We start from the raw sequence: 23,192 nt of genomic DNA on the forward strand, positions 1-23,192 counted from the left end.
CGTAACCGTATTAATCCGAAAGAGGGAACATCGGCATCATCTGTGGTGGAAACGTTGCAAGTTCACGTGCTCCGTGTCCATGCTGCGGGCCATGGACACCGGTGTACCGCCGACCAACTTGCTTCCTCCACGCGGAACTCCGGTTGAACGTCGATTCCTGGGGGCTGCCGTGGCCGTACCGAAGCAAGTTGCCTTCCGCCTTCCTCGCCGCCGTAGCAGTGCTCCCAGAGCGCGGACGATGCTGCACGCGGCGCTGGGGGAGTGGGGCATTGAGCAGGACGTCATCGACACGGCAGAGCTGGTGCTGTCGGAACTGGTGACCAACGCCCTGCGGGTGCGCGTACCGCGCGACCGGCAGGTGGGAGTGCGGATCGCGCACTCACGCGAGGACGGCCTGCTGCGTCTGGAAGTGAGCGACGCCGGGGCGGGCCGGCCCGAGGTGCGCAGGCCCGGCGAGGACGAGACGGGCGGACGCGGACTGCTCCTCGTGGAGTCGCTGGCCCACCGCTGGGGCGTGGAGGAACGCCCGCACGGCATCGGGAAGACGGTGTGGGCCGAGTTGAAGGCCCCGGATCTGACGGCCGAACCCGCCGAGCGGGAGATCGCGGCGGTGACGATCCAGCCCGGTCAACAGGTCAAGTTGTGGGGGCTGTGGCGCACGGTCCGCAATGCTCGCGGTGAGCGGTCGGCGCTGGGCGGACTCGCCATGGTGCTCGGGCTGGACGACGGTCCGCCGCTGCGCGTGGACGCCGCCGAGCCGCTGACCGTACGGGACGGCGGTGTGTCCTCCCCGCCGGAGAGCGGGGAGGACACACCGCACTGATCACGCCTTGGCCCGGCCCCGGGTGGCCGCCGCGGGGCGCCAGGCGCGCAGGTCGTCGTCGGTCAGACCGTGCTCGCCCTGCATCTGCTGCCGGTAGCTCCGGAAGAAGTCCGCCGGGGAACCGCTGTAGAGCACGTCGAACTCGTCATGCCACTGGTCCAGCCACGGCTGGAGCTCCAGCAGCCCGGCCAGGAACGGGGTGATCTCCTCGGTGGACAGCGGATTGTTGGTGAAGTACGTCGCCAGCGCCTGGGCCTGCTCCCGGTGGTCCCAGCCCGCCCAGCCGTACAGCTCCGGGGTGGCGGCGTTGGTCTGGGAGTAGGAGATGAACCGCTCCTTGGGCACGTCCAGCTTGCCGCGCGCCTTCCAGTAGGAGGGGCGCAGGAAGTCGGCCGAGGTGTACTTCGGGGGGACGGGGATCGTCTCGCGAATCTTCCGCTTCTCCGGCTCGGTCTCGGCGGCGTCCTCCTGCCGCTGGAGGTCCCAGACGTGCTCCCAGTCGGCCCGCTTCTTCAGGCCGGAGGGCTTGTAGCGCAGCGCGGCCAGGAACGGCACGTGCTCGTCGGTGAGGAGATCGGCGACGACGTCCGCCAGCTCCTTGCGGGGTGCGTAGAGCCTGGCGACGGCGACGAAGTCCTCATCCAGGGAAAGCGCGGAGGTGAGCTGGGCGCGGCTGAGGATGGTCGGCTGCTCGTCTTGGAACCACAGCTCACGGGCCTCCATCCGGTCCAGCAGCCAGGAGCGCAGCGCCTTGGCCTGCATGGCGTCCCAGCCCTCGGTGGCCCACCGCCGCTTGTACTCCGGCCGCTCGATCATCCCGATGGCGCGGGAGGACTCGATGGCGTCGATGCGCTTCTGCACGACGGCCCGGTAGGCGTCGGGCCAGTGGGCGGGGATCTCGGTGATCGGCGTCGAGCCGTGCCGCTTGAACCACTCGTCGGAGGCTTCCCCGGCGGCCACCCGGCGGGCCAGCACGATCTCGAACGCCCGCTCCCCGAGCGCGAGCTCCGGAATGGCCGGGTCGTCGGGGTCGTCGGAGACCCGCAGATCCTCGGCGTGCAGACCGTAGAGAGAGTAGACCTGCCAGTCCAGCTCCTCCTGCAACGCGATCATCCGCGCCCGGACGGACTCCCACCGGGCCCGGGCCTCCCGCAGCACCCCGGCGGTGGGAACCGCCTCGGCGACGATGGCCGTGGGGCTGGCGGCGGCAAGTTGCCGGGCGAGGGCATCGAGGGCGGTGGCGAGGGCGGTGGGGTACGCGGCGGGAAGCGGGAACTCCTCCAACTTGGTACCGGTGAACTCATAGCGGTCAGACCACGGGTGGACGCTAACCCGCGCTCCTTCACCGCCAACTGGGTCACCACCCTTGGGGTAACTCACCATGCGGAGCCAGAAGCCAGCGGTGGAACTGTTGAGCAGCCCAAGCAGTCGGAGGTGCTCCTCCTCGCTCGCCCCCTCCCGCAACTTGATCACAGGGGCGGTCTGTTTGAAAACATTTCCGCCTCGATCAAGCGCAAAATGATTGTGGGTGGACACGAAAGGGAATGCAATTCCCAGTAGAACTGAATATCTCTCGGGGTGCCAGCGGCTCCACTCGTACCAAGTGAGGCCGATTTCTTCGTGCTTGCCTCCCAGTTCGCGGCGTTCGCGCAAGAGCGGGCGGTAGCGCCACAGTAGCGGTGCGATGTCGTCGGTAAGCTCGGCAGTCAAATCCGAAGAGTAAGGGAAAAGGGTTTCCAGTTCAGGTGCGACGTTCCAGTCGCGGATCGCTTCTCCCTCAACGAGCGGCACGATGTGTTCGCGTTTCACGTCGAAACGCTTCCATGTGTCGCAAGGGGCGAAATAGACGGGGTCAATTCCAGTGTGTGTGTATCGGCCGATCACCCGCTTCAGATCACCGAGCCGACCGAATCGGGTGTTCTCAAGCCGCCCGATCATTTCAAGGCCGCCGTCGGCCAGGATCCACGGCTGTTTACTGAAGTAACGCTCGCGATCCAGGTCGTCTACTGATACCCACTGACTGACCGACCCGGGCTTGTCGATCTGCTCCGTGATGGCCTTCCAGACCAGTCCGTCCTCGGCGCTCTCCGGCGCAGCGGGCTCGCCTTGGACGCTTCGCACCGTGCGGATCGTCTTCGAGCGAGCGCTTCCGGCCCGCCGCTTGCCCACGAGGATGACCGTGGGCGTCCCGTGCCCCGGAATGTAGGCACCGGAGGTGTCGATGACCTCGGTCAACTCCACCTTGTGGGCGAAGTACTCCTCGATCAGCTTGGTGCCGAACTCGCGCTTCATGAAGGAGTTGGCGGTGATCTGGCCGACCATGCCGTAGCCGCTGCCGTCGGGCTCCCCGGTCTTGGCCAGTTGGAAGAAGCGCTCGGCGAACGGCACCGACAGCGCGTACGTGCCCGCGCACGACTTGTACAGCTCCCGGTACAGGGCGTTGAGCTTCTTGTCCTTGACCGTGATGTAGGGCGGATTGCCGACCACCACGTGATAGCGGCCCTCCTGGAGGATGCCGGGGTGGTCGTGGATGTCCTCGGTGGCGTAGGCGAAGGAGGCCAGCGGGTCGGCGGTGCCGTCCTCGTCGCCGCCCAGGGGCAGCTCCAACTGGCGGGCCTTGATGAGGGAGTCGCCCACCGCCAGGTGGATCGGCCACTCGTACCGCGCGGCCTCCGCCAGCGTCCGTATCCCCGCCGCCGCCATCGCCGCGACCAGCAGCCGGAACCGGGCGATGGCCACCGCGAACGGGTTGATGTCCACCCCGTGCACCGCGTCCAGCGCGGCCCGCACCCGCTCGTACGCGTCCATGCCCGGCCGGCGCTCGTCCCACAGCCGCACCAGCCGCCGGAACGCACCCAGCACGAAGTGGCCCGATCCGCAGGTGGGGTCGATCATCTTCAACTCGCCGAAGCGGTCGCCCAGTTCACGCACGACCGGGTTCATCGTCCGGTCGAGGATGAACTCCTCCACGAACTCCGGCGTCTGGAGCAGCGCGTACGTCTTCCGCGCCGCCTCGGACAGGTCCTGGTACAGATCGCCCAGGAACCGGGTGTCCCACCCGGTTGTGCCGTCCGCGCTGAGCGGGTCGGTGAAGTCGTGCACCAGCCCGCCCGTCTCGTCGCGCTGCCGCCAGAACTCCACCAGCGCCCCGGCCCCGTCGTGGGAGAGGGGGATCTGGTAGAGCGGGTTGTGCCGCTTGTCGAACAGCGAGCGTCCGGCCTGCCCGGCACCCAGCTCCTCGAAGGCGCGCTCCAGCCAGCCCCGGTAGGTGGGGTCGGTGTCCGTCTCCACGTAGTGGTCGTAGCGGGCCTCGGCCAGCTCGCGCCGGTCGGCGTCCGGGCCGGTCAGGTACGGCTCGGGGATGAGGTGGTTGTCCTCGCAGAACCGCACGAACACCGTGCCCAGCACCCACGCCACCGCGACCTGCGTGACGCGCTCGCCCAGCCACTGGCTCCAGGGCGCACCCGTACGCCCGAGCTTGAACGCCTCGTCGTGCTCGTCCCGCAGCCTGCCCGCGACCGCCTGCGCCGCCCGCACCCGGGCCGCGCGCTCCTCCGGCTCCCCCTCCAGCCGCGCCTCCAGCCAGGCCGTCCACCTCGGAGTGCCCTTCGGGTCGGCCTTCTTCGCCTTGCCGTACTCCGTGCGCAGCGGCTTCAGGACGGCCTCGCCGTCCGCGACCTGCCGGTCGAGGTCCGCCTCGGCGGCCTTGACCTGCTTGATCAGGTCCGCCAGCAGTGCCTTGCGGTCGATCACGTGATCACGTCTCCTGTCGTGCTGTTCCACCCCCGGCGCGCACCGCCGCGCGCGCCCGCGGCGCCCGTCCCGTCCGCCGGCCCCCGGCGTCACCGCCGGAAGCCTGCCAGGCGTACCGGGCCCACCAGGCAATACTGGGCCATCCGGTCGCCGGTGCGCCCCCGGGGTGACAGGATCAACCCCTTTCCGGGCCCGGAGAAACCCCCCCGGCACCGCCCCGGTGCCGGACCGCGGAAGATTCCGGCGGCGACTCCGGGAGCGGCCCGTTCGGCTGCCGGGGCGTCCACGTCACCGGGCACTCCGCCTGCCCGGCCCACCTGGACGACGCCGACCGCGACGCCCACCTGGCGTCCCCGTCGCCCGGCGACGACACCCACCACCGCGGCACCCCTTCGCCGGACCCGTCCTCCCCGACCCGGCCGACCTGACCGCCCTGGCCGTCCACAGCCGCGTCAAACGCCGACCGCCCGCGGATATCGGGTGTCCCCGCCGGCCCGCGCGACCCTAGGGTGCCGGGGTGAACAGCTCACCGCGCCTGGAGAAGGCCACCCCCGACAACGTCCTCGACGCCTGCCGCCTGCGAGTCCGCCCCGGGCAGGAGCGGTTCGTCTCCCCGGTGGCGCAGTCGCTGGCCGAGGCGTACGTGCACCCCGACACCGCCTGGCCCCGGCTGGTCTACGACGGCGACCGGCTCGTGGGCTTCGTCATGGCGTTCTTCGACGTCCGCTTCGACGCCGACGGCCCCGGCGGCCCGCTCCGCTCCGGCCTGTGGCGGCTGGCCGTGGCCGCCGGCGAACAGGGCCGGGGATACGGGCGCTTCGCGGTGGAGGCCGTCTGCGAGGAGATCCGCCGGCGCGGCGGGACGCACGCGACGGTGACCTGGAAGCAGGGGGAGGGCGGACCCGAGCCGTTCTACCTGAGGCTCGGCTTCCGTCTCACCGGGGGGACGAGCGGCGACCAGGTCATCGGCGAGCGGGACCTGACGGCCGCGTCCTGAGCGCGCGACCGCCGGCCGCGCAACCCGCCGCGTCACCGGGGGCGTTCGGCGCCCACCTCACGGGCCCCCTCGGGGAGTTCACGACGGGCGCGCACCCGGCCGGGCGCACCGGCGGGCATACTCCGGCCATGGACACCAGCACGGGCACGGGCCGGACACGGCCCGGCCGGACGACGCCGGACACAGGGCCGCACCGCCCCGCGGAATGGGCGCTGCGCCCCGCGGAACCCGCGGACGTCGAGACGATCGCGGAACTGCGGGCCACGGTGATGCGCCCGGACCTGGAACGGCTGGGACGGTACGACGAGCACCGGGTCCGGCAGCGGCTGCGGGACTCCTTCTCCCCCCGCCACACGTCGGTCGTCGTCGCCGCCGGAGTTTTCGCGGGCTGCGTCACCGTGCGCCCGGCCGGGGACGGGCGGTGGCTGGAGCACTTCTACCTCGCCCCGGACCTCCAGGGCCGGGGCATCGGAACGGCCGTCCTGCGGTCGCTGCTGGCGCGGGCCGACGCCGACGGCGTGCCCGTCCGGCTGAACGTCCTCCAGGGCAGCGCCGCCCGGCGGCTGTACGAGCGCCACGGGTTCACCGTGGAGGACCAGGACCCGGTCGACGTCTTCATGGTGCGGCAGCCGGGTGCCGCGGGCGTCCCCGGGGCGTGAGGAGGACCGTGCGGGCGCACCCGGGACGCGCCGCCCGCACGGTCCTCCGTCCGCACGGGGTCCCGCCCCGGCGCGGTGGGCGCGCCGGGGCGGGACCGTGAGGAGCGTGCGGGAACGCGCTCGGGAGGGGGTCAGGGGCTGGTGCAGGTGACGTCGCCGGGCGCCGTCGAGGAGCTGCCGGTGGCGACGAACCCGAACGTCACGGAGCCGTTGGCCGCGATGGTGCCGTTCCAGGGGCCGTTGTGCACCGTGACGGACCCGCTGGTCCCGGTGTGCCGGCCGCCCCAGAGGTTGCTGATGGACTGGCCGGACGCCAGGGTCAGGCCCACCGTCCAGCCGTTGAGCGCGCTGGAGCCGTTGTTGCGGACGGTCACCTCGCCCTGGAAGCCGCCGGACCAGCTGTTGACCGTGCGGTAGGTGGCGGTGCAGGCGCCGTCGCCCGACCCGCCGCTGCTCCCGTCGGTGCTGCCCTGGCTGGTACCGGTGCTGGTGCCCTGACTGGTTCCGGTGCTGGTCCCCTCGCTGGTGCCGGTGCTCGTTCCGGCGCTGGTGCCCGTGCTGGTCCCCGCGTCGGTGCCGCCGCCGTCGGAGAGGGCCGGGGTCTGCCAGTTCCGCCACTCGGAGAGGTTCGCGGACTTCTTGCCCGCGATCCTGAACGTGCCGGAGGAACTGCCCGTCTTCAGCAGGAACTTCTGGATGTTCTGCTGGAGGGGCGTGCGCCACTCGGACCGGACGGCGCAGTGGTCGCCGCTCTGGACGTCGGACCAGTAGGTGATGTTGCCCCCCGCGCCGAGGGCCTTGTAGACCTCCGCGCCGCCCAGCGCCGCCACGGCCCCGGACCGGGCGCCCAGCCAGTCGATGTGGGGGTTGTCCATGATGAACAGGCCCCGCGGCGCGATCATGCCCACCACCTGGTGGGTGTCCACCGGCAGCGCGCTCGGGTCGCCGGTGTAGGAGCCGAACGCGTCACCCAGCCACGGCTGCTCGGAGTAGGCGCTGCTCAGCGGCTGGGAACCGCTCTCCCTGGCGATCGAGCGGAAGGCGTTGACGCCGCCGCTGCCCGACTCGATCGGCATGGTCAGGGCGATGCGCTGGTCGAACGCGCCCGCCACGAAGGCGCCCTTGCCGTACCGCGAGCATCCCGTGACGCCGGTCGCGTCCGCCCTGAGGACGGTGCCGCCCGACTGCTCGACGACGTCGATGATGCGGCTCACGCCCCAGGCCCAGGCCGCCAGCAGCCCCGTGCTGCTCTGGGAGCCGTAGACGCTGTAGAACGCGCCCTGCTTGTTGTTCCGCGCCGTGCCCTCGCGTCCGACGGAGAAGGGGTCGTAGCTGATGACGGCGGCGCCGGAGGACTTGATGGTGGACGTGTCCGCGCCCAGCCCCCCGTAGACGATGACGGCCGGGAAGGGGCCGGTGCCGCTGGGCAGGTCGACGCCCGCGGAGAAACTGGCCGTCCTGCCCTGGTGCCCGACGTTCACGGTGATGCTCGTCCGGGAGACCGTCCCGGTGACGCTCTCCGGCTTCCCGGGCTTGTCGCCGTAGACGGACCGCTCCGCCAGCTCCCTGATCTCCGCCCGGCGGCACCGCCAGTCGGACTTGGCGGAGACGCGCGTGCCGTCCAGCCTCTTGAACGGGTCGGGGAGCAGGGACTCGGACGCGGAACCGCCCGGCACGGACACCCGGCAGTCGGCGCCGTCGTCCTCGACGAGCGCGGCGGCCTGCGCGGCGGGCACGAGCCGGTCGGCGGCGCCCGCCTGCGGGCCGAGGGCGGCGGTGGCCAGGCCGACGACGGACACGAAGACCGCGGCTGCCCATAACCGGGGGCGACATCGGTGGAAGCGCATGGGGGGACCTCCAGTGGAAGGCGCGCGCCGGCGGGAGCGGCCCCCTGCCGCAGGGCAGGGGGCCGGTCGACCGCCGGCGCGCGCCGGACAGTGGGAAGCGCGCCGGTCCGGCCGGGCAGGAGACGCCACCGCGGGCGCGACGGCCGGAGGGGGAGGTTGGAACTCCGGGGGGAGGAGTCGCGCGGATCGCGGGGCGCCGAACCGGATGTGGAAGCGCTCCCAGACTAGGGACGGGTTCAGGACATGACAATGTCGGAACACGCGTTGCCGCAGGTTGTCCGTTTCCGGGCTCATACCGGCGAGTAACGCGCCCATGACGAACGGACCAAGCGGTGGAAAACGATCGCCGGAACGGCCTTCACCTGCGCTTTTATCCTGCGGAAACTTTCGGCCACTTTCCGGTAGACAAAAGAAAACTTTCGAAACATTTCGTGGGTGAGGAGGCGCGCCTGGCCGGAGGGCCACGGTCGCCGGGCCCCGGGAGGACGGCGGCCCCGGAGGGGCGCCGGCCCCCGGGCCGGGACACGGACGCGGGAGCCCGGGGACCTACACTTTCCGGGTGTCCGCCCCCCTCACCCCCTTCCCCACCGACCCGCGCGCCGGCGACGAACTGCGCGACGCGCTCGCCCGCCTCCTCGACGGGCTGCCCCCCAGGCAGGCCGTTGGGGCCGTCGAGCGGCTGATCACCCACTACCGGGGGAGCGTCCCCACCGGCACGCCCGTCCTGCGGGACCGGGCGGACGTCGCGGCCTACGCCGCCTACCGGATGCCCGCCACCTTCGGGGCCGTCTCCGCGGCCCTGGGCGCCCTCGCCGACCGGGCCCCCGGCCTCGCCCCGGGCAGCCACCTCGACGTGGGCGGAGGCACCGGCGCGGCCGTGTGGGCCGCCGCCGCCGTCTGGGGCGACGGCGCGGCGGACGGGACGGACGGAACGGACGCTGCGGACGTGCGGCGCACCACCGTCCTGGACTGGGCCGAACCCGCCCTCGTCCTCGGCCGCGAACTGGCCGCCGCCTCCGGCTCGGCCGCGCTCCGCACCGCCCAGTGGCGGCGCGCACGGATCACCCCCGGCGCGGAACTCCCGGCCGCCGACCTGGTCACCGTCTCCTACGTGCTCAACGAACTCACCGAGGACGCCCGGCACTGGCTGGCCGACGCCGCCGCGGCCGCCGGGAAGGCCGTGGTCGTCGTCGAACCCGGAACACCGGACGGCTACCGGCGGACCATCGAGGCCCGCGACCGGCTCGTCGCCGCCGGACTGCGCGTCCTCGCCCCCTGCCCGCACAGCGGCACGTGCCCGATCGCGCCCGGCTCGGACTGGTGCCACTTCGCGGCCCGCGTCAGCCGCTCCTCCCTCCACCGGCAGGTGAAGGGAGGAGCGCTGGCCTACGAGGACGAGAAGTTCTCCTACGTCGCGGCCGTCCGCCCCGAGGCGGCCGGCGCGCCCGCCGGGGCGCGGATCGTGCGCAGGCCGCAGATCCGCAAGGGCCAGGTCCTCCTCGACCTGTGCGCGGGACCGGACCCGGAGCACGGCGGACTGCGGCGCGAGACCGTCACCAAGCGCCACGGGCCCGCGTACCGCGCCGCGCGGGACGCCGCCTGGGGCGACGAGTGGGACACCGGACGGGACGGCGGACAGGACACCGGGCAGGACACCGGACAGGGCAGCGGGCCGGACGGCGGGTGAGCGCCGCCCGGGAGCGGGTCAGAGGCGCAGCTCCGCCGTACAGCACTTCACGCTGCCGCCGCCCTTGAGCAGCTCGCCCAGATCCACGCCGACCGGTTCGTAGCCGCGCTCGCGCAGCGGCCCGGCCAGCCCCACCGCCGCCTGCGGCAGCAGCACGTGGTGCCCGTCGCTGACCGCGTTGAGGCCGAAGGCGCGGGCGTCGGCCTCCCCGGCGACGATCGCGTCGGGGAACAGCCGGGCCAGCACCGCCCGGCTCCCGGGCGAGAACGCGCCCGGGTGGTACATCACCGCGTCGTCGCGGGAGTCGTCCAGGACGCACAGCGCCGTGTCCAGGTGGTAGAAGCGCGGATCCACCAGGTCCAGGCCGATCACCGGACGCCCGAAGAACTCCTGCGCCTCCGGATGCGACAGCGGACTGCTGCGGAACCCGCGCCCCGCCAGCAGCCAGGAGGCGGTGACGGCGAAGTCGCCCTCCCCCTCGTTGATGTGCTCCGGCTCGCGGACCTCGGTGAAACCCCGGGCGCGGTACCACTCCAGGTGCGCCGCCGCCTCGCCCGCCCGCTCCGGGTGCGCGAACCGGGCGCCGAGCACCCGGCCGTCCACCACGAGCGCGCCGTTGGCGGCGTACACCATGTCGGGCAGGTCCGGGTCGGGGACGAGCTCCTCGACGGTGTGGCCGAGCGAGCGGTACAGGTCGCGCAGCCGCTGCCACTGGGCGACGGCCAGCGGCAGGTCCACGGGCTTGGCGGGGTCCATCCACGGGTTGATGGAGTAGGCGACCCGGAAGTGTGTCGGTGGACACATCAGGTAGCGGCGGGGTGCGTACACGTGAGGCTCCTCACAGGATCGCTGTGTGGCGGGAGATGTGCACTGTGTCAGCAATGGTCCGCCCCGCGGGCCCGGACGGCACCGCCCGGAACCGGTTTCACCGCCGGGCAGACCGGCGTCATACGGGCGGAGGAGCCCGATCCGGCCAAGGTGACGCATACAACCACCCCCCGGGCGTCCGCCGGACGCGGCGGAGGGGGAGGATGGAAAAACGGTCATCCGAGATCCGTGGATTCCGCCCGGCTGAGGGCGCTCGGTTCCGTACCCTCGGAAAACACACGGTCCCGGTCGCGAGCGAGGCGGTACATGGAACGCGAAAGCAGATTCTCCCGGTGGCTGCGGCGACGCTCCCGGAGCGGCGCACGCACGATTGCCGCGCAGGAGGCGGCCCGCCTCCGTGAGGACCTGCTGCTGACAGCCGCCGCGGCGGGCTTCCCCCTCGCGCCGGCCGCGCACCCCGAGGGCTACGGCTGCTCCTGCGACCGGATCGGCTGCCCGACGCCCGGCCGCCACCCCGTCTCCTTCGCCTGGCAGACGCAGGCCACCACCGACCCCGAGCAGATCGCCCGCTGGGCGAGCAACCAGCCCCTGGCGAACTTCGTCACCGCCACCGGACGCACCCACGACGTGCTGGACGTGCCGGTGACGGCCGGCCGGGCGGCGCTGGAGCGGCTGGAGGCCGAGGGCGTCGAGGTCGGGCCGGTGGCGGTGTGCGGCAACGACCCGTGGTCGGGGCGGATGCTGTTCTTCACGGCCACCCGCGGCACCCCCGACGACGAGGACGAGTGGTGGCCGTGCGAGCTGGACTGCCACCCCGAGACCCTCGACGACCACCCCGGCCTGCGCTGGCACTGCCGCGGCAGCTACGTGCTCGTGCCGCCCGCGCGGCTGCCCGGTGACGACACCGGTCCCGCGGTCGGCTGGCTCCGCGCCCCCGAACGTCCGCTGCCCGACCCGCTGACGCTCCTGGAGGCCCTGACGGACGCGTGCGCCGCGCACGCGGAGGAGCAGCCGGACCAGGCCCCCTGGCCGGTGCGCTGACCGGCCGGCCCGCGGCGCCCCACCGGGCGCGCGGCACCGGTCGCGCAGCGCCGCGCGGGCCGGGCGCGGGAGCGGCCCGCTTCCCCGGCCGCCCGGCTCACCCGCCCTTGGCGCCCGTCAGGCCCTGGAGCCGGTAGACCAGCCGGACCTTCCGGTCGGCCGCGTCGGCGGCGGGGACGGACGCCGTCTGGAGGGCGACCCGGACGTACGTCACGGACTGCTTGGGCGTCCCCTCCAGCAGCGCTTTCACATAGGGGTCCCGGACCCGGGGCCGGTAGCCCTCGGCCACCGTCTGCTTCGACTGGTGGTGGGTGGTGAAGAACACCAGCGCGCCGCCGTCCTCGGTGCGCAGCCCCAGCGGGGCGAACCGCGCGTCCTCGGCCGGCAGGTCGGCCCACTCGGTGCGGGCGCCGGGGCTGACCGCGGACTTCTTCCGCTCCTCGCGCACCTCGCTGGTCAGCGGCCCGTCGGCGAAGGCGTCGCCGCCCTCGCGCAGGTAGTCGGCGTAGGCGCGGCCCAGGTCCTCGGGGGCCATGGCCAGCCGGGCGGTCTCGCCGGCGGGAACGGCCTCGACGTGGCCCTCGCCGTCCTCGGCGAAGTCCGGGACGGCGTTCTCGGCCAGCACCGCCAGGTACGACGCCTTCCACTTCTCCGCGATGCCGCCCCGGGTGAAGACCAGCAGCCAGCGCGCCCCCCGGCTGCGGTTGCTGGCGGCGTCGGCGACGAAGAACTTCGGCCAGCCCGCCTGCTTCGGTATCAGGAAGCGGGCGTCGCTCAGCTCCAGCGGACTGGGGTCGGGGTTGCCGTCGGGATGGACGGAGCGCTTGGCCCGCAGGCCCGCCTGGTCGATGGCGCCCAGGGCGCCCGTCTCGATGGTGGTGTTGAGCTTGGCGTCGTAGGTGCGGTTGGCCTCGTTGTTGGTCTTGGTGAACTCCTCGAGGACCTTCGCGGCCTCCGCCTCCGTCGTCGCGGGCACCACGGCCTTCTCGCCGTGCACCGTGACGCAGCCCGACACCCCCGTCAGCCCGGTCAGCACCGCGACCAGCACCGCGACGGCCCTCAGCCCACGCGCCTTCGTCCGCACTCTCCTCGACCCCTCCCGGACAGGCTTTTCCGGGCCGAACCCTACCGCTGCCCCGCCCGGCCCGGACGCGGGCCCGGCCCCGCCCCGGTCAGGTCGGGGCGGGGCCGGGGGTCCGGCGCGCCGCGGGTCCCGCACGGCCCGCGGCGCGGGCTTTCCGGGGACGCGCCCGGCCGGCCTCAGGAGACCGAGCAGGCGCCGCCGTCGAGGGTGAAGGCGGTCGGGCTGGTGTTGCTGCCGTTCCAGGTGCCGATGAAGCCGAGGGTCACCGAGCCGCCCGCCGGGATGGCGGCGGTGTACGAGGCGGGCCGGACGGTGACGTCGGCGCCGCTCTGGCCCGGGGTGCCGCCCCACATGGTGCTGATCGTCTGCCCGGCCGGGAACCGCCAGCCGAGCGTCCAGTCGCGGATCGCGGTGGTGCCGGTGTTGCGGACGGTCACCTCGCCCTGGAAACCGCCCTGCCACTGGCCGGCGACCTTGTAGGAGACCGAGCAGTTCGCGGTGGTGCCGTCCCCGCCCTGACGGGTGGTGACGGTGACGGCGGCCGAGCGCGCGGAGCGGTTGCCCGCGGCGTCCCGCGCGTACACGGCGAAGGTGTAGGAGGTGTTCGGGGTCAGGCCGGTGACGGTGGCCGAGGTGCCCGTGGTGGTCCGGACGGTGGTCTCGGAGGAGCCGTTCACGCGCACCACGTCGTACCCGGCGACCCGGACGTTGTCGGAGGAGGCCGCCCAGGACAGGGTGACGCCGGTGGAGGTCACCCCGGAGGCGGTGGGAGCGCCCGGCCGGGTGGGGGCCTCGTCGTCGCCGCCGCCCGGACCGCCGTAGACCGTGGCCTCCTCGGCGGTCGCGGCGATGCCGTCGGCGCCGTTGAAGAGCCGCTCGCCCCAGGGGGTCAGGGCGTCGGGGTCGAAGCCCTCGACCATGTCCAGGTACTCGACCCCGCCGCCGTTGCCGCTCCAGGACCAGCCCAGGTAGCCCAGGCCGAGCCGCTGCGCGGTGGCCAGGATCGCGTCCTCGTCGGGGTTGCCGTCGGAGTGGTCGTGCCCGAACTCGCCCACCACGATGGGCAGTTCCGCGTCGACGAAGTGGTTCAGGTAGTCCTGCACCTCGGCGGCGGTGTCGTAGACCCCGTACATGTGGATCGAGAAGATCGTGTTGCGGTCGGGGTCCGCGGAGAAGACCGAGGCGGCGTCGGCGCGCATGGTGCCCGACCAGTCCTGGCCCCAGTTGGGGGCGTCGACCATCAGCGCGTGGTCGAAGCCGGCGGCGCGGAGCTTCTGGACGGCGGCCCGGGTGTCGGCGGTCCAGTTCTGGTAGCCGGTGTTGCCGTGCGGCTCGTTGCCGATGTTGACGACGACGTAGTCCTCCTGGCCCTCCAGCGCGCTCTTGACGCTGATCCAGTAGTCCGCCGCGCGGTCCAGGGAGACGGCCCCGCTCTGCTCTCCGTAGCCGGTGGTGTCGTGCACCTCCAGGACGCAGATGAGCCGGTTGGCCTTGCACTCGGAGACGACGTTCGCCACGTCTAAGGCGTCGTTGCGGGTCCAGCGGTCGCCGCTGCTGAGGACGACCCGGACGGTGTTGGCGCCCTTGGCCTTGATGTGGGAGAGGGAGTCCAGTTCGTGGGCGTACCAGGTGTGGGCGTGGTTGACGCCCCGCATCACGAAGTCGTTCCCGTTCCCCTCCAGCAGGCGTCCGCCGCTGACGTGGAGGCCGGTCGCGGCGTCGGCGTCGTTCCCGGCGGCGAGGGCGGGCTGGCCGGGGCCGAACAGCGACAGGGCCAGGCCGAGGAGGACGCCCCCGGCCGTGCGGGCGGTGCGTGGTCTCATCTGTGTCACTCCAGACCGTACGTATGACAACGATGTCGAATGGCGCGGTACCGATGGTGCGACGCTGACTCCGGGAGCGCTCCCAATCAACATCCGGGCCTGACGCCCCGTCAAGAGGTGTGACACAGATCGATTCCGGCGGCCGGGGGCCGGGCAGAGGACGCCGGCGCCCCTGCCCGGCCCCCGGCCGCCGGAGGGTCACGGCAGCGTCAGGATCTCCGCACCCGACTCGGTGACCACCAGCGTGTGCTCGAACTGGGCCGTCCGCCTGCGGTCCTTGGTGACGACCGTCCAGCCGTCCTGCCACATCTCCCACTCGTGGGTGCCCAGCGTCAGCATCGGCTCGATGGTGAACGTCATGCCCGGCCGCATCACGGTGGTCGCGCGCGGATCGTCGTAGTGCGGGATGATCAGCCCGGAGTGGAACGAGCTGTTGATGCCGTGCCCGGTGAAGTCCCGCACCACCCCGTACCCGAAGCGCTTGGCGTACGACTCGATCACCCGGCCGATGACGTTGATCTGACGGCCCGGCTTGACCGCCTTGATCGCGCGGTTCAGCGACTCCCGCGTCCGCTCCACCAGCAGCCGCGACTCCTCGTCCACGTCACCGCACAGGTAGGTGGCGTTGGTGTCGCCGTGGACGCCGCCGATGTAAGCGGTCACGTCCAGGTTCACGATGTCGCCGTCGCGCAGCACGGTCGAGTCGGGGATGCCGTGGCAGATGACCTCGTTGACCGAGGTGCACATCGACTTGGGGAAGTTCCGGTACCCCAGCGTGGAGGGGTACGCACCGTGGTCGCACAGGTACTCGTGCGCCACCTCGTCCAGCTTGTCGGTGGTCACGCCGGGCGCGATGTGCCGGGCGGCCTCCTCCATGGCGCGGGCCGCGATCCCGCCCGCGATCCGCATCTTCTCCACCGTCTCGGCGTCCTGGACCTCCGGCCCGGTGTACGGAGCCGGGGCGTCCTTCCCGACGTACTCAGGGCGGGGGATCGAGGCGGGCACCGTGCGCCGCGGGGACAGGGTGCCGGGAACAAGAAGCGACTGGCCAGACATGTGCGCGAGTGTAACCGCGGTAGGCGGACGCGCCACGGGGCAGCATGTCCCCATGGCACTCTTCACAGGCAGGAAGACCGGCAGGCCCGGCGAGTGGTTCTACTGCATCAGGCACCGCAAGGTCGAGGAGGGTCCGGAGTGCCCGGCCAAGGACCGCCTGGGCCCGTACCCGAACCGCGCGGAGGCCTCCCGCGCGATGGACACCGCCCGCGAACGCAACGTCCAGTGGGAGAACGACGCCCGCTGGCGCGATGACGACGACGCCCCCGAAGACGCCGGCTGACACCGGCCGGCGCCGGCGGGCGGCCCGTCCGCTCAGACCGCCGTCGGCTCAGGGCCCGCGCCGGGACCCGAGCCGGGCCCGCCGGGATCCGAGCCGGACCCGCCGGACGGCCGCGCCGCCCGCACCGCCGCCGCGTGCGGACTCGTGCGCACGTCGTACGCCATCAGCTTCGGCAGGGCCAGCGCCAGCAGCCCCACCGCCGCCACACAGGCCAGCCCCCCGCCCCACACGGAGACGCGCACGGAGGTCAGCGCGGCCATCGCGCCCGCGCGCACCTGCCCGAGCTGCGGGCCCGCCATGTACGACAGCATCTCGATCCCGGCCAGCCGCCCCCGCAGCTCGTCGGGAACCGTCTGGTTCCAGATCGTGCGGCGGAAGATCCCGCTCACCGCGTCGCACCCGCCGCCCACCGTGAGGAACAGCAGGACCAGCCAGACGTCCTGCGCCAGGCCCGCCGCCACCATCGACGCCCCCCACCCCGCCGCCGCCAGGACCACCGCCCGGCCGTGCCGGTGGACGCGCCCGATCCAGCCGCTCGTCGCACTGACCACCGCGGACCCCAGCGGGAGCGTCGCGAACATCAGCCCCACCGACCACGGCGCGTCCAGGTCGTCCGCGAGGAAGACGAAGAGCGCGATCGGGAACGACAGCACCGTGGCCGCCAGGTCCACGGCGTAGGTGCCCAGCAGGTCCTTGCGGCTCCACGCGTAGCGCGCGCCCTCCGCGATCCCCCGCAGCGACGGCCGCGCGGCGTCGCGGGCGGGGGGCGAGGGGCGCAGCCCGCGGGCCAGGGCGACGGAGACCGCGAAGGTCACCGTGTTGATCGCGTACGCCCACTCCAGTCCGGCGAAGGCGATGAGCACCCCGCTCAGGGACGGCGCGGCCACCCCGCCGATCTGCCAGCGCACGGAGTTGAGCGCGATCGCGGCCGGAAGCTGATCGTGGGGGACGATGCGCGGCACGATCGCCTCCAGCGCCGGACGCTGGAGGCCGCCGAGCGCGCTGTTCAGGACGGCCGCCGCGTACAGCGGCCACACCATCGGCTCGGGCAGCAGGCTGTTGACCAGCAGCAGCAGAACGGTCGCCCCGAGGGCGGACTCGGTCCACAGCAGCAGCTTGCGCCGGTCCACGGCGTCCGCGAGCGCCCCGCCGTACAGGCCGAAGACCACCAGCGGCACCAGCTCCACCGCGCCGAGCGCGCCGACGGCGGCCGTGGAACCGGTCAGCTCCTTGAGCTGGAGGGGCAGGGCGACGAAGGTGAGGAAGGTCCCGAAGACGGTGACCGCCCCCGAGCACCACAGCAGCCGGAAGTCGCGCGAGGAGCGCCAGGGGGACAGGTCGGGCAGCAGGGCGCTCGGTTTGAGGGACACGAGGGGCCATCGTGCGCGGCGCCGCCCGCCGCCGCAACGGTTTTACGCGCCGCCCGTTCCCGCCCGTTCCCCGCCCGGCATGCCCCCGCACGGGTGGCCCGGTGAGGTGCGGAGGTGGTTGTTACCGCCTGGTAGAAGCCGGGCGGCGGCGGGCTGGCAGGATGCGGGCATGACTTCCAACGACACATCCGCACAGACCCCCGGCGCCGCCCAGGAGGCGCCGAAGAAGGCCCCGGCGAAGGACCCCTGGGAGCTGCCGGACGTCTCCGGCCTGGTGGTCGGCGTCCTCGGCGGCACCGGCGACCAGGGACGCGGCCTGGCGTACCGGCTGGCACGCGCCGGACAGAAGGTGATCATCGGCTCGCGGGCCGCCGAGCGGGCCCGGGCCGCCGCCGAGGAACTGGGCCACGGCGTGGAGGGCGCGGACAACGCCGAGTGCGCGCGCCGCAGCGACGTGGTGATCGTCGCGGTGCCGTGGGAGGGCCACGCCGCCACCCTGGAGAGCCTGCGGGAGGAACTGGCGGGCAAGCTCGTCGTGGACTGCGTCAACCCCCTCGGCTTCGACAAGAAGGGCGCCTACGCCCTCAAGCCCGAGGAGGGCAGCGCCGCCGAGCAGGCCGCCGCGCTGCTGCCCGACTCGCGGGTGACCGCCGCCTTCCACCACCTGTCGGCCGTCCTGCTGCAGAACCCGGAGATCGAGGAGATCGAGACCGACGTGATGGTGCTGGGGGAGGTGCGGGCCGACTGCGAGATCGTGCAGGCGCTCGCCAACCGCATCCCCGGCATGCGCGGCGTCTTCGCGGGACGGCTGCGCAACGCGCACCAGGTGGAGTCGCTGGTCGCCAACCTGATCTCGGTGAACCGCCGGTACAAGGCGCACGCGGGGATCAGGCTCACCGACATCTGAGCCGCCCGTCCCGCCCGGCCCGTCCGCGCCCTCCGGCCCGCCCGCCCGCGCCCCCGGACGGGCCGGGCGGGACGATGGGGGACAATGGGCGTGTCGTACCGCTGTCCGCACCGTATGGAGCCCGCCCTCATGGCCCCCTCGCCCCTGTCCGGCCCGTCCCGGCGACTGTCCGTCTTCGCCCTGGTCGTCTGCGGCCTCGCCGTCGCCGCGGCGGTGGTGGCCTTCGTCAAGGGGGCCTGGCTGGTGGGGGTCGTCTGGGTCCTGATGGCCGGGGTGTCCTCCAACATCGCCTGGTACTACGTCCGCCGCGACCGGCTGGAGCGGGCCGCGGCGGAGGCGAACGGCACGGCGGTCAGCGGGGAATGAGGACGTTCTGGGGCGCGCCCTCCCAGAACCGGAAGTACTGCAGCCCGTAGGCGGTCTCCTGCCAGGAGACGCCCAGGGCCTCCATGAGGGAGTCGATGCCCGCCCAGAAGACGGCGTTGACCTCCGGCACCCACAGGCAGGCGAAGACCGCGATCAGGCCGAAGGGCGCGAAGGGCTCCACCTGGCGGCGGACCCTGGGGGACAGCCACGGCTCCAGGACGCCGTAGCCGTCCAGGCCGGGCACGGGCAGGAAGTTCAGGATCGCGGCCGTCACCTGGAGCATCGCCAGGAAGGCCAGCGCGCAGCGGAACGCGACCGGCGCGCCGTCCAGCGCGCCGAGCCAGAACGGCGCCGTCAGGGCCACCGCCAGGGCCGCGTTGACCAGGGGACCCGCGGCCGAGATCAGGCTGTGCTTCAGCCGGCCCCGGATGCGGTGGCGCTCGATGAACACCGCGCCGCCGGGCAGACCGATGCCGCCCATGATCACGAAGAGCACGGGCAGGACGACGCTCAGCAGCGCGTGGGTGTACTTGAGGGGGTTGAGGGTGAGGTAGCCCCTGGCCCCGACGGATATGTCGCCGCCGTGCAGCGCGGTGCGCGCGTGCGCGTACTCGTGGAGGCACAGCGAGACGATCCACGCCGAGACCACGAAGAGGAACACCGCGAACCCGGCGTTCGCCGCGAAGTCCGTCCACACCCCCCAGGCCGACACCCCCGTCACGGTGAGGAGGCCCAGGAAGACGGGGCTGATCTGTCTGCCGCTGCGGGTGCCGGACGTGCTGCTCATGGGCCCCGACCGTACCCGGCGCGGTCCCGGGGGCGCGAACCCGGCCTCCGCGCCGGCGCCCGCGCCCCCGGGGACGGGGACGCTCCGGGCTCCGGCCGGACGGCGGACGGGCCGGCGGCCCGCCGACAGGGCTGGGGGGTGCCGTCGACGGGCCGCCGGTGGGTGACCGGCGGGGGAAACCGGTCAGGGGAGGGTGGTCGTGGGGGAGCCGGGACGGGGGTCAGTGGAAGGAGTGCTCCTCGGCCGGGAACGCGCCGCCGACCACGTCCTGCGCGTACTCCCTGGCCGCCTCGCCCAGCGCCTCGCGCAGCTTCGCGTACTGCTTGACGAAGCGCGGCACCCGGCCCGAGGTCAGGCCCGCCATGTCCGTCCAGACCAGGACCTGCGCGTCGCACCCGGCGCCGGCGCCGATGCCGACGGTCGGGATGTGGAGGGACCGGGTGACCTCGGCGGCCAGCTCGGCCGGGACCAGCTCCAGGACGACCGCGAAGGCGCCCGCGTCCTGCGCGGCCTTGGCGTCGCGCAGGAGCTGCTGGGCCGCCTCCTCGTCGCGGCCCTGGACGTAGTAGCCGCCCAGCGCGTTGACCGACTGCGGGGTCAGGCCCAGATGGGCCATCACCGGGATGCCGGCCTGCACGAGCAGCTCGGTCTGGGGCAGGGACCGCTCGCCGCCCTCCAGCTTGACCGCGCCCACCCCGGCCTCCTTCACCAGGCGGGTGGCGTTGCGCAGGGCCTGGACGGGGCCCTCCTGGTAGGCGCCGAAGGGCAGGTCGGCGACGACCAGGGCCCGCCTGGTGCCGCGTACGACGGCCGCGGCGAGCACGGCCATCTCGTCCATGGTGACCGGGACGGTGCTGTCGTAGCCGAGGTGGCAGTTGCCCGCCGAGTCCCCGACCAGCAGGACGGGGATGCCCGCCTCGTCGAAGACGGACGCGGTCATCGCGTCGTACGCGGTGAGCATGGGCCACTTCTCGCCGCGCTCCTTGGCGGCGGCCAGGTCCCGGACGGTGATGCGTCGCTGCTGCGTTCCGCCGTACAGCGCCTTGCTCTTGCTGCTGTCGGCAGCCTGCGGGGCATGCGTCATTGCACTGGCTCCTGTGTCGTCGTCTCGAGGCGCCCTCACGGCGTCCCCGGATCGTGTCCATGGTCGCACTCCGGGGCGGGACGGGGGAAGGGGAGACGCCGCACCTCACAGGGGTCGGACGGGGGGCCGGCGGGCCCGGCGGGGGGCGGGCCGTGCGGCACCGGAGGGAGCGCGGAAACGATACGAGACCGTGCCGTATAGAAAAGACGTAATCTACCGCTATGACCGAATTGAGCACCGGGGCCGCGCGGACGCCGGTACCCGAGTCCGTCCACCGCCGGCGCTGGGCGATCCTGGCCGTGCTGATGCTCAGCCTGCTGATCGTCGTGCTGGACAACTCGATCCTCAACGTCGCGATGAAGACCATCGCGACCCCGGCCCCCACCGGCCTGGGCGCCACCCAGGGCCAGCTCGAGTGGGCGATCAACTCCTACACGCTGGTCTTCGCGGGCCTGCTGTTCACCTCCGGCCTGCTGGGCGACCGGTACGGGCGCAAGAGGATGCTGCTGTTCGGCCTGGCCCTGTTCGGCGTGGCCTCGATGCTGGCCGGACTCTCCGACTCGCCCGGCGAGCTGATCGCCTACCGCGCCCTGATGGGCTTCGGCGGCGCCTTCGTGATGCCCGGCACCCTGGCCATCCTGATGAACGTCTTCGGCCGCGACGAGCAGCCCAGGGCCATCGGCCTGTGGTCGGGCGGCGTCGGGCTGGCCATCGCCATCGGCCCGATCACCGGCGGCGTCCTCCTGGAACACTTCTGGTGGGGCTCGGTCTTCATGGTCAACGTGCCCATCGTGATCGTCGCACTGATCGCGATGGCCCTCCTGGTCCCCGAGTCGAAGGACCCCGAGCCCGGCCGCCTGGACCCCCTGGGCGTCCTGCTGACGGTCGTCGGCCTGGTGCTGCTGGTGTACGGCATCATCAAGGGCGGCCAACTGGCCGACTTCACCCACCCCGAGGTGCTGCTCACGGTGGGCGGCGGCCTCGCCGTCCTGGTCGGCTTCGTGTTCCACGAGAAACGCAGCGACCACCCGGCCCTCGACGTCCGGTACTTCCGCGACCCCGCCTTCACCGCCGCCGTCGCCGCCATCGCGCTGGCCTTCTTCGCGCTGATGGGGGTGACCTTCTTCATGGTCTTCTACACCCAGAGCGTGCGCGGCTACACCCCGCTCCAGACCGGCCTGCTGATGCTCCCGCTCGCCGCCTCGCAGCTGTTCTTCTCGCCCCGGGCCCGGCTGGTCGTGGAGCGCTTCGGCATCCGGGCGACCTGCACGGGCGGCATGCTGACGATCGCCGCCACCATGGCGTCGCTCCTGCTGCTCGACGGCGACACCCCGATCTGGATCCTGGCGGTGATCTTCTTCCTCCAGGCCGCCGGGATGGCGCACATCATGACGCCCGCCACCGTCGCGGTCATGCAGTCGCTGCCGCGGCGGAAGGCGGGCTCGGGATCGGCGGTCAACAACGTCTTCCGGCAGGTCGGCGGCGCGCTGGGCATCGCGCTCCTCGGCTCGCTGCTCTCCACGGCCTACCGGCGGCGGATCGACGGCGAACTGGCCGAGGTGCCCGGCCTGGCGAAGGGCGCCCGCCACGCGGCGGGCGAATCCGTCGAGGCCACCCTGGCCCTGGCTGACCGGCTGGGCCCGGCGGGCCGCGCCCTGGCCGAACGGGCCGACGAGGCGTTCGTCCACGCCATGCACGTCACGGTCGCCGGCTCCGCCTCCATCGCCCTGCTCGGGGCGGTCGTCGTCGCGCTCCTCCTGCCCGGCAGGAAGCGGGCGCAGGGGGAGGGGGAGGAGGGGGAGCGCGACGGCACGGAGGCCCGGGAAGCCGGGGAGGACGGGAAGGCCGGGGAAGCCGCGGGAGACGCGGGGCCGGCGGGGAGCGCGGAGGACGAGAAGGGGGCGGGTGCCGCCGAGGGCGCCGAGGCGGCGGAGAGCGCCGAGAAGGCGGAGACGCCCGGGGGCGCGGCGGGCGAGGACGAGGAGGAGACGGGCCGGGAACGGGAGTCCGTGGAGGCGGAACGGTGACGGGGACCGGGACGGGGACGCGGGCCGCCCGCGGCAGGCCGCGCAGCGCCGCCGCGGACCGGGCGATCGTCGAGGCCGTCCTGCGCCTGCTGGAGCGGGGAGTCGGCATCGACGCGCTGTCCATGGAGGGCATAGCCCGCGAGGCGGGCGTCGGCAAGGCGACCGTCTACCGCCGCTGGCCGGGCAAGGACGCCCTGCTGCTCGACGTCATGCGCACCCTGGAGGAACCCCCGGCCGAGGTGCGCGGCACGTCCGTGCGCGACGACCTGGTGGAGGTCCTGGAGCGGCTGCGGCAACGGGGCCTGGCCAAACGGAACTCGGCGCTCCTGCGTACCGTGACGAGCCACTTCCGCAGCCACCCGCGGCTGTGGCGGGAGTACCACGACACCGTGATCCGCGCCCGGCGCGAACTCCTCCACTCGGTGCTGCGGCGCGGCATGGCGAGCGGCGAGATCCGCGCCGACCTGGACGTGGAACTGCTCGGCGACCTGTTCGTCGGGCCGATGCTGGCCCGCGCGATGCTGCACGACGAGGGGGAGCTGCCCGGGGGACTGGCGGAGCGGATCGTGGACGGCGTGCTGGAGGGCGCCCGCCCGCGGAAATGATCCGGCAACGGGCGTGAAGCGAACGGGAAGCGGACGGGGAACGGCGGAAGCGGCCGGAAAGGCACCCGCCGGTGCGCATGCCGCGCCCCCGCGGTCGTCCGACGCCGGAATGTGCGCGTTTCGTTACAGTGACGGAGGGCCGCCGGAGGCGGGAACCCGCCGCCC

General features: G+C 73.0%; 19 protein-coding genes. 10 read left to right on the forward strand and 9 right to left on the reverse strand.

Going from position 1 to position 23,192, the window contains the following annotated elements:
- Nucleotides 1–169: 169 nt before the first annotated feature.
- Nucleotides 170–823, forward strand: coding sequence for an ATP-binding protein (locus ABD358_RS15365; protein ID WP_344631564.1), 654 nt, complete (start codon nucleotides 170–172; stop codon nucleotides 821–823).
- Here the strand turns inward: ABD358_RS15365 and pglX are convergent, their stop codons facing one another.
- Complete coding sequence (gene pglX / locus ABD358_RS15370) at nucleotides 824–4,576, reverse strand: BREX-2 system adenine-specific DNA-methyltransferase PglX (protein ID WP_344631565.1); 3,753 nt, start codon at nucleotides 4,574–4,576, stop codon at nucleotides 824–826.
- Nucleotides 4,577–5,093: 517 nt separating this feature from the next.
- Between pglX and ABD358_RS15375 the strand changes: the two genes are divergently transcribed.
- Both ABD358_RS15375 and ABD358_RS15380 read left to right on the forward strand, forming a co-directional pair.
- Nucleotides 5,094–5,573 carry a GNAT family N-acetyltransferase gene (locus tag ABD358_RS15375; protein ID WP_344631566.1) on the forward strand — a complete coding sequence of 160 codons (480 nt, stop codon included), beginning with the start codon at nucleotides 5,094–5,096 and terminating at the stop codon, nucleotides 5,571–5,573.
- Nucleotides 5,574–5,701: 128 nt separating this feature from the next.
- Entirely contained in the window at nucleotides 5,702–6,232 is a 531-nt protein-coding gene (locus ABD358_RS15380) for a GNAT family N-acetyltransferase (RefSeq protein ID WP_425576336.1), read from the forward strand.
- Nucleotides 6,233–6,363: 131 nt separating this feature from the next.
- Here ABD358_RS15380 and ABD358_RS15385 read toward each other — a convergent pair whose 3' ends face one another.
- Nucleotides 6,364–8,031, reverse strand: coding sequence for a glucuronyl esterase domain-containing protein (locus tag ABD358_RS15385; RefSeq protein WP_344631567.1), 1,668 nt, complete (start codon nucleotides 8,029–8,031; stop codon nucleotides 6,364–6,366).
- Between the two features lie 607 nt (nucleotides 8,032–8,638).
- Between ABD358_RS15385 and ABD358_RS15390 the strand changes: the two genes are divergently transcribed.
- A complete protein-coding gene (locus tag ABD358_RS15390; protein ID WP_344631568.1) occupies nucleotides 8,639–9,766 on the forward strand; it encodes a small ribosomal subunit Rsm22 family protein in 1,128 nt (375 codons plus the stop codon).
- Between the two features lie 18 nt (nucleotides 9,767–9,784).
- On the opposite strand, the gene ddaH is transcribed toward ABD358_RS15390, so the two are convergent.
- Nucleotides 9,785–10,645 carry a dimethylargininase gene (gene ddaH, locus ABD358_RS15395; protein ID WP_425576345.1) on the reverse strand — a complete coding sequence of 287 codons (861 nt, stop codon included), beginning with the start codon at nucleotides 10,643–10,645 and terminating at the stop codon, nucleotides 9,785–9,787.
- A 255-nt stretch (nucleotides 10,646–10,900) separates the two neighbouring features.
- Between ddaH and ABD358_RS15400 the strand changes: the two genes are divergently transcribed.
- On the forward strand, nucleotides 10,901–11,635 hold the full coding sequence (locus ABD358_RS15400) for a bifunctional DNA primase/polymerase (protein ID WP_344631569.1): 735 nt from the start codon (nucleotides 10,901–10,903) through the stop codon (nucleotides 11,633–11,635).
- Nucleotides 11,636–11,732: 97 nt separating this feature from the next.
- On the opposite strand, the gene ABD358_RS15405 is transcribed toward ABD358_RS15400, so the two are convergent.
- The 3 genes from ABD358_RS15405 to map all read right to left on the reverse strand — a co-directional run bounded on the left by ABD358_RS15405 (nucleotide 11,733) and on the right by map (nucleotide 15,598).
- A complete protein-coding gene (locus ABD358_RS15405) occupies nucleotides 11,733–12,719 on the reverse strand; it encodes an SCO2278 family lipoprotein (RefSeq protein WP_344631570.1) in 987 nt (328 codons plus the stop codon).
- A 176-nt stretch (nucleotides 12,720–12,895) separates the two neighbouring features.
- The gene (locus tag ABD358_RS15410; protein ID WP_344631571.1) at nucleotides 12,896–14,542 is read right to left on the reverse strand and encodes a cellulase family glycosylhydrolase; all 1,647 of its coding nucleotides are present in this window, start codon (nucleotides 14,540–14,542) and stop codon (nucleotides 12,896–12,898) included.
- Nucleotides 14,543–14,740: 198 nt separating this feature from the next.
- Nucleotides 14,741–15,598, reverse strand: a complete 858-nt coding sequence (map, locus tag ABD358_RS15415; RefSeq protein WP_344631572.1) for a type I methionyl aminopeptidase — start codon at nucleotides 15,596–15,598, stop codon at nucleotides 14,741–14,743.
- A gap of 52 nt (nucleotides 15,599–15,650) precedes the next feature.
- Here map and ABD358_RS15420 point away from each other — a divergent pair, with 52 nt between their 5' ends.
- Complete coding sequence (locus tag ABD358_RS15420) at nucleotides 15,651–15,881, forward strand: hypothetical protein (RefSeq protein ID WP_344631573.1); 231 nt, start codon at nucleotides 15,651–15,653, stop codon at nucleotides 15,879–15,881.
- Nucleotides 15,882–15,913: 32 nt separating this feature from the next.
- Here the strand turns inward: ABD358_RS15420 and ABD358_RS15425 are convergent, their stop codons facing one another.
- Nucleotides 15,914–17,251 (reverse strand): MFS transporter, encoded by a 1,338-nt coding sequence (locus ABD358_RS15425; protein WP_344631574.1) that lies wholly within the window; start codon nucleotides 17,249–17,251, stop codon nucleotides 15,914–15,916.
- Between the two features lie 169 nt (nucleotides 17,252–17,420).
- On the opposite strand from ABD358_RS15425, the gene npdG reads away from it, so the two are divergent.
- Nucleotides 17,421–18,158 carry an NADPH-dependent F420 reductase gene (npdG, locus tag ABD358_RS15430; protein WP_344631575.1) on the forward strand — a complete coding sequence of 246 codons (738 nt, stop codon included), beginning with the start codon at nucleotides 17,421–17,423 and terminating at the stop codon, nucleotides 18,156–18,158.
- A gap of 129 nt (nucleotides 18,159–18,287) precedes the next feature.
- Nucleotides 18,288–18,524 carry a hypothetical protein gene (locus tag ABD358_RS15435; protein WP_344631576.1) on the forward strand — a complete coding sequence of 79 codons (237 nt, stop codon included), beginning with the start codon at nucleotides 18,288–18,290 and terminating at the stop codon, nucleotides 18,522–18,524.
- Here ABD358_RS15435 and ABD358_RS15440 read toward each other — a convergent pair.
- Together ABD358_RS15440 and panB are read right to left on the reverse strand one after the other, a co-directional pair.
- Nucleotides 18,511–19,311, reverse strand: coding sequence for a site-2 protease family protein (locus tag ABD358_RS15440; protein ID WP_344631577.1), 801 nt, complete (start codon nucleotides 19,309–19,311; stop codon nucleotides 18,511–18,513). The two genes, ABD358_RS15435 and ABD358_RS15440, sit on opposite strands and share 14 nt — an antisense overlap.
- A 220-nt stretch (nucleotides 19,312–19,531) precedes the next feature.
- The gene (gene panB, locus ABD358_RS15445) at nucleotides 19,532–20,395 is read right to left on the reverse strand and encodes a 3-methyl-2-oxobutanoate hydroxymethyltransferase (protein WP_344631578.1); all 864 of its coding nucleotides are present in this window, start codon (nucleotides 20,393–20,395) and stop codon (nucleotides 19,532–19,534) included.
- Between the two features lie 221 nt (nucleotides 20,396–20,616).
- Here panB and ABD358_RS15450 point away from each other — a divergent pair, with 221 nt between their 5' ends.
- A complete protein-coding gene (locus ABD358_RS15450; RefSeq protein ID WP_344631579.1) occupies nucleotides 20,617–22,422 on the forward strand; it encodes an MFS transporter in 1,806 nt (601 codons plus the stop codon).
- A complete protein-coding gene (locus ABD358_RS15455; protein WP_344631580.1) occupies nucleotides 22,419–23,027 on the forward strand; it encodes a TetR/AcrR family transcriptional regulator in 609 nt (202 codons plus the stop codon). Before ABD358_RS15450 ends, ABD358_RS15455 begins: the two co-directional genes overlap by 4 nt.
- Nucleotides 23,028–23,192 lie beyond the last annotated feature (165 nt).

Origin of the sequence: Streptomyces glaucosporus (assembly GCF_039533345.1) — a bacterium.
Taxonomy (GTDB): domain Bacteria; phylum Actinomycetota; class Actinomycetes; order Streptomycetales; family Streptomycetaceae; genus Streptomyces; species Streptomyces glaucosporus.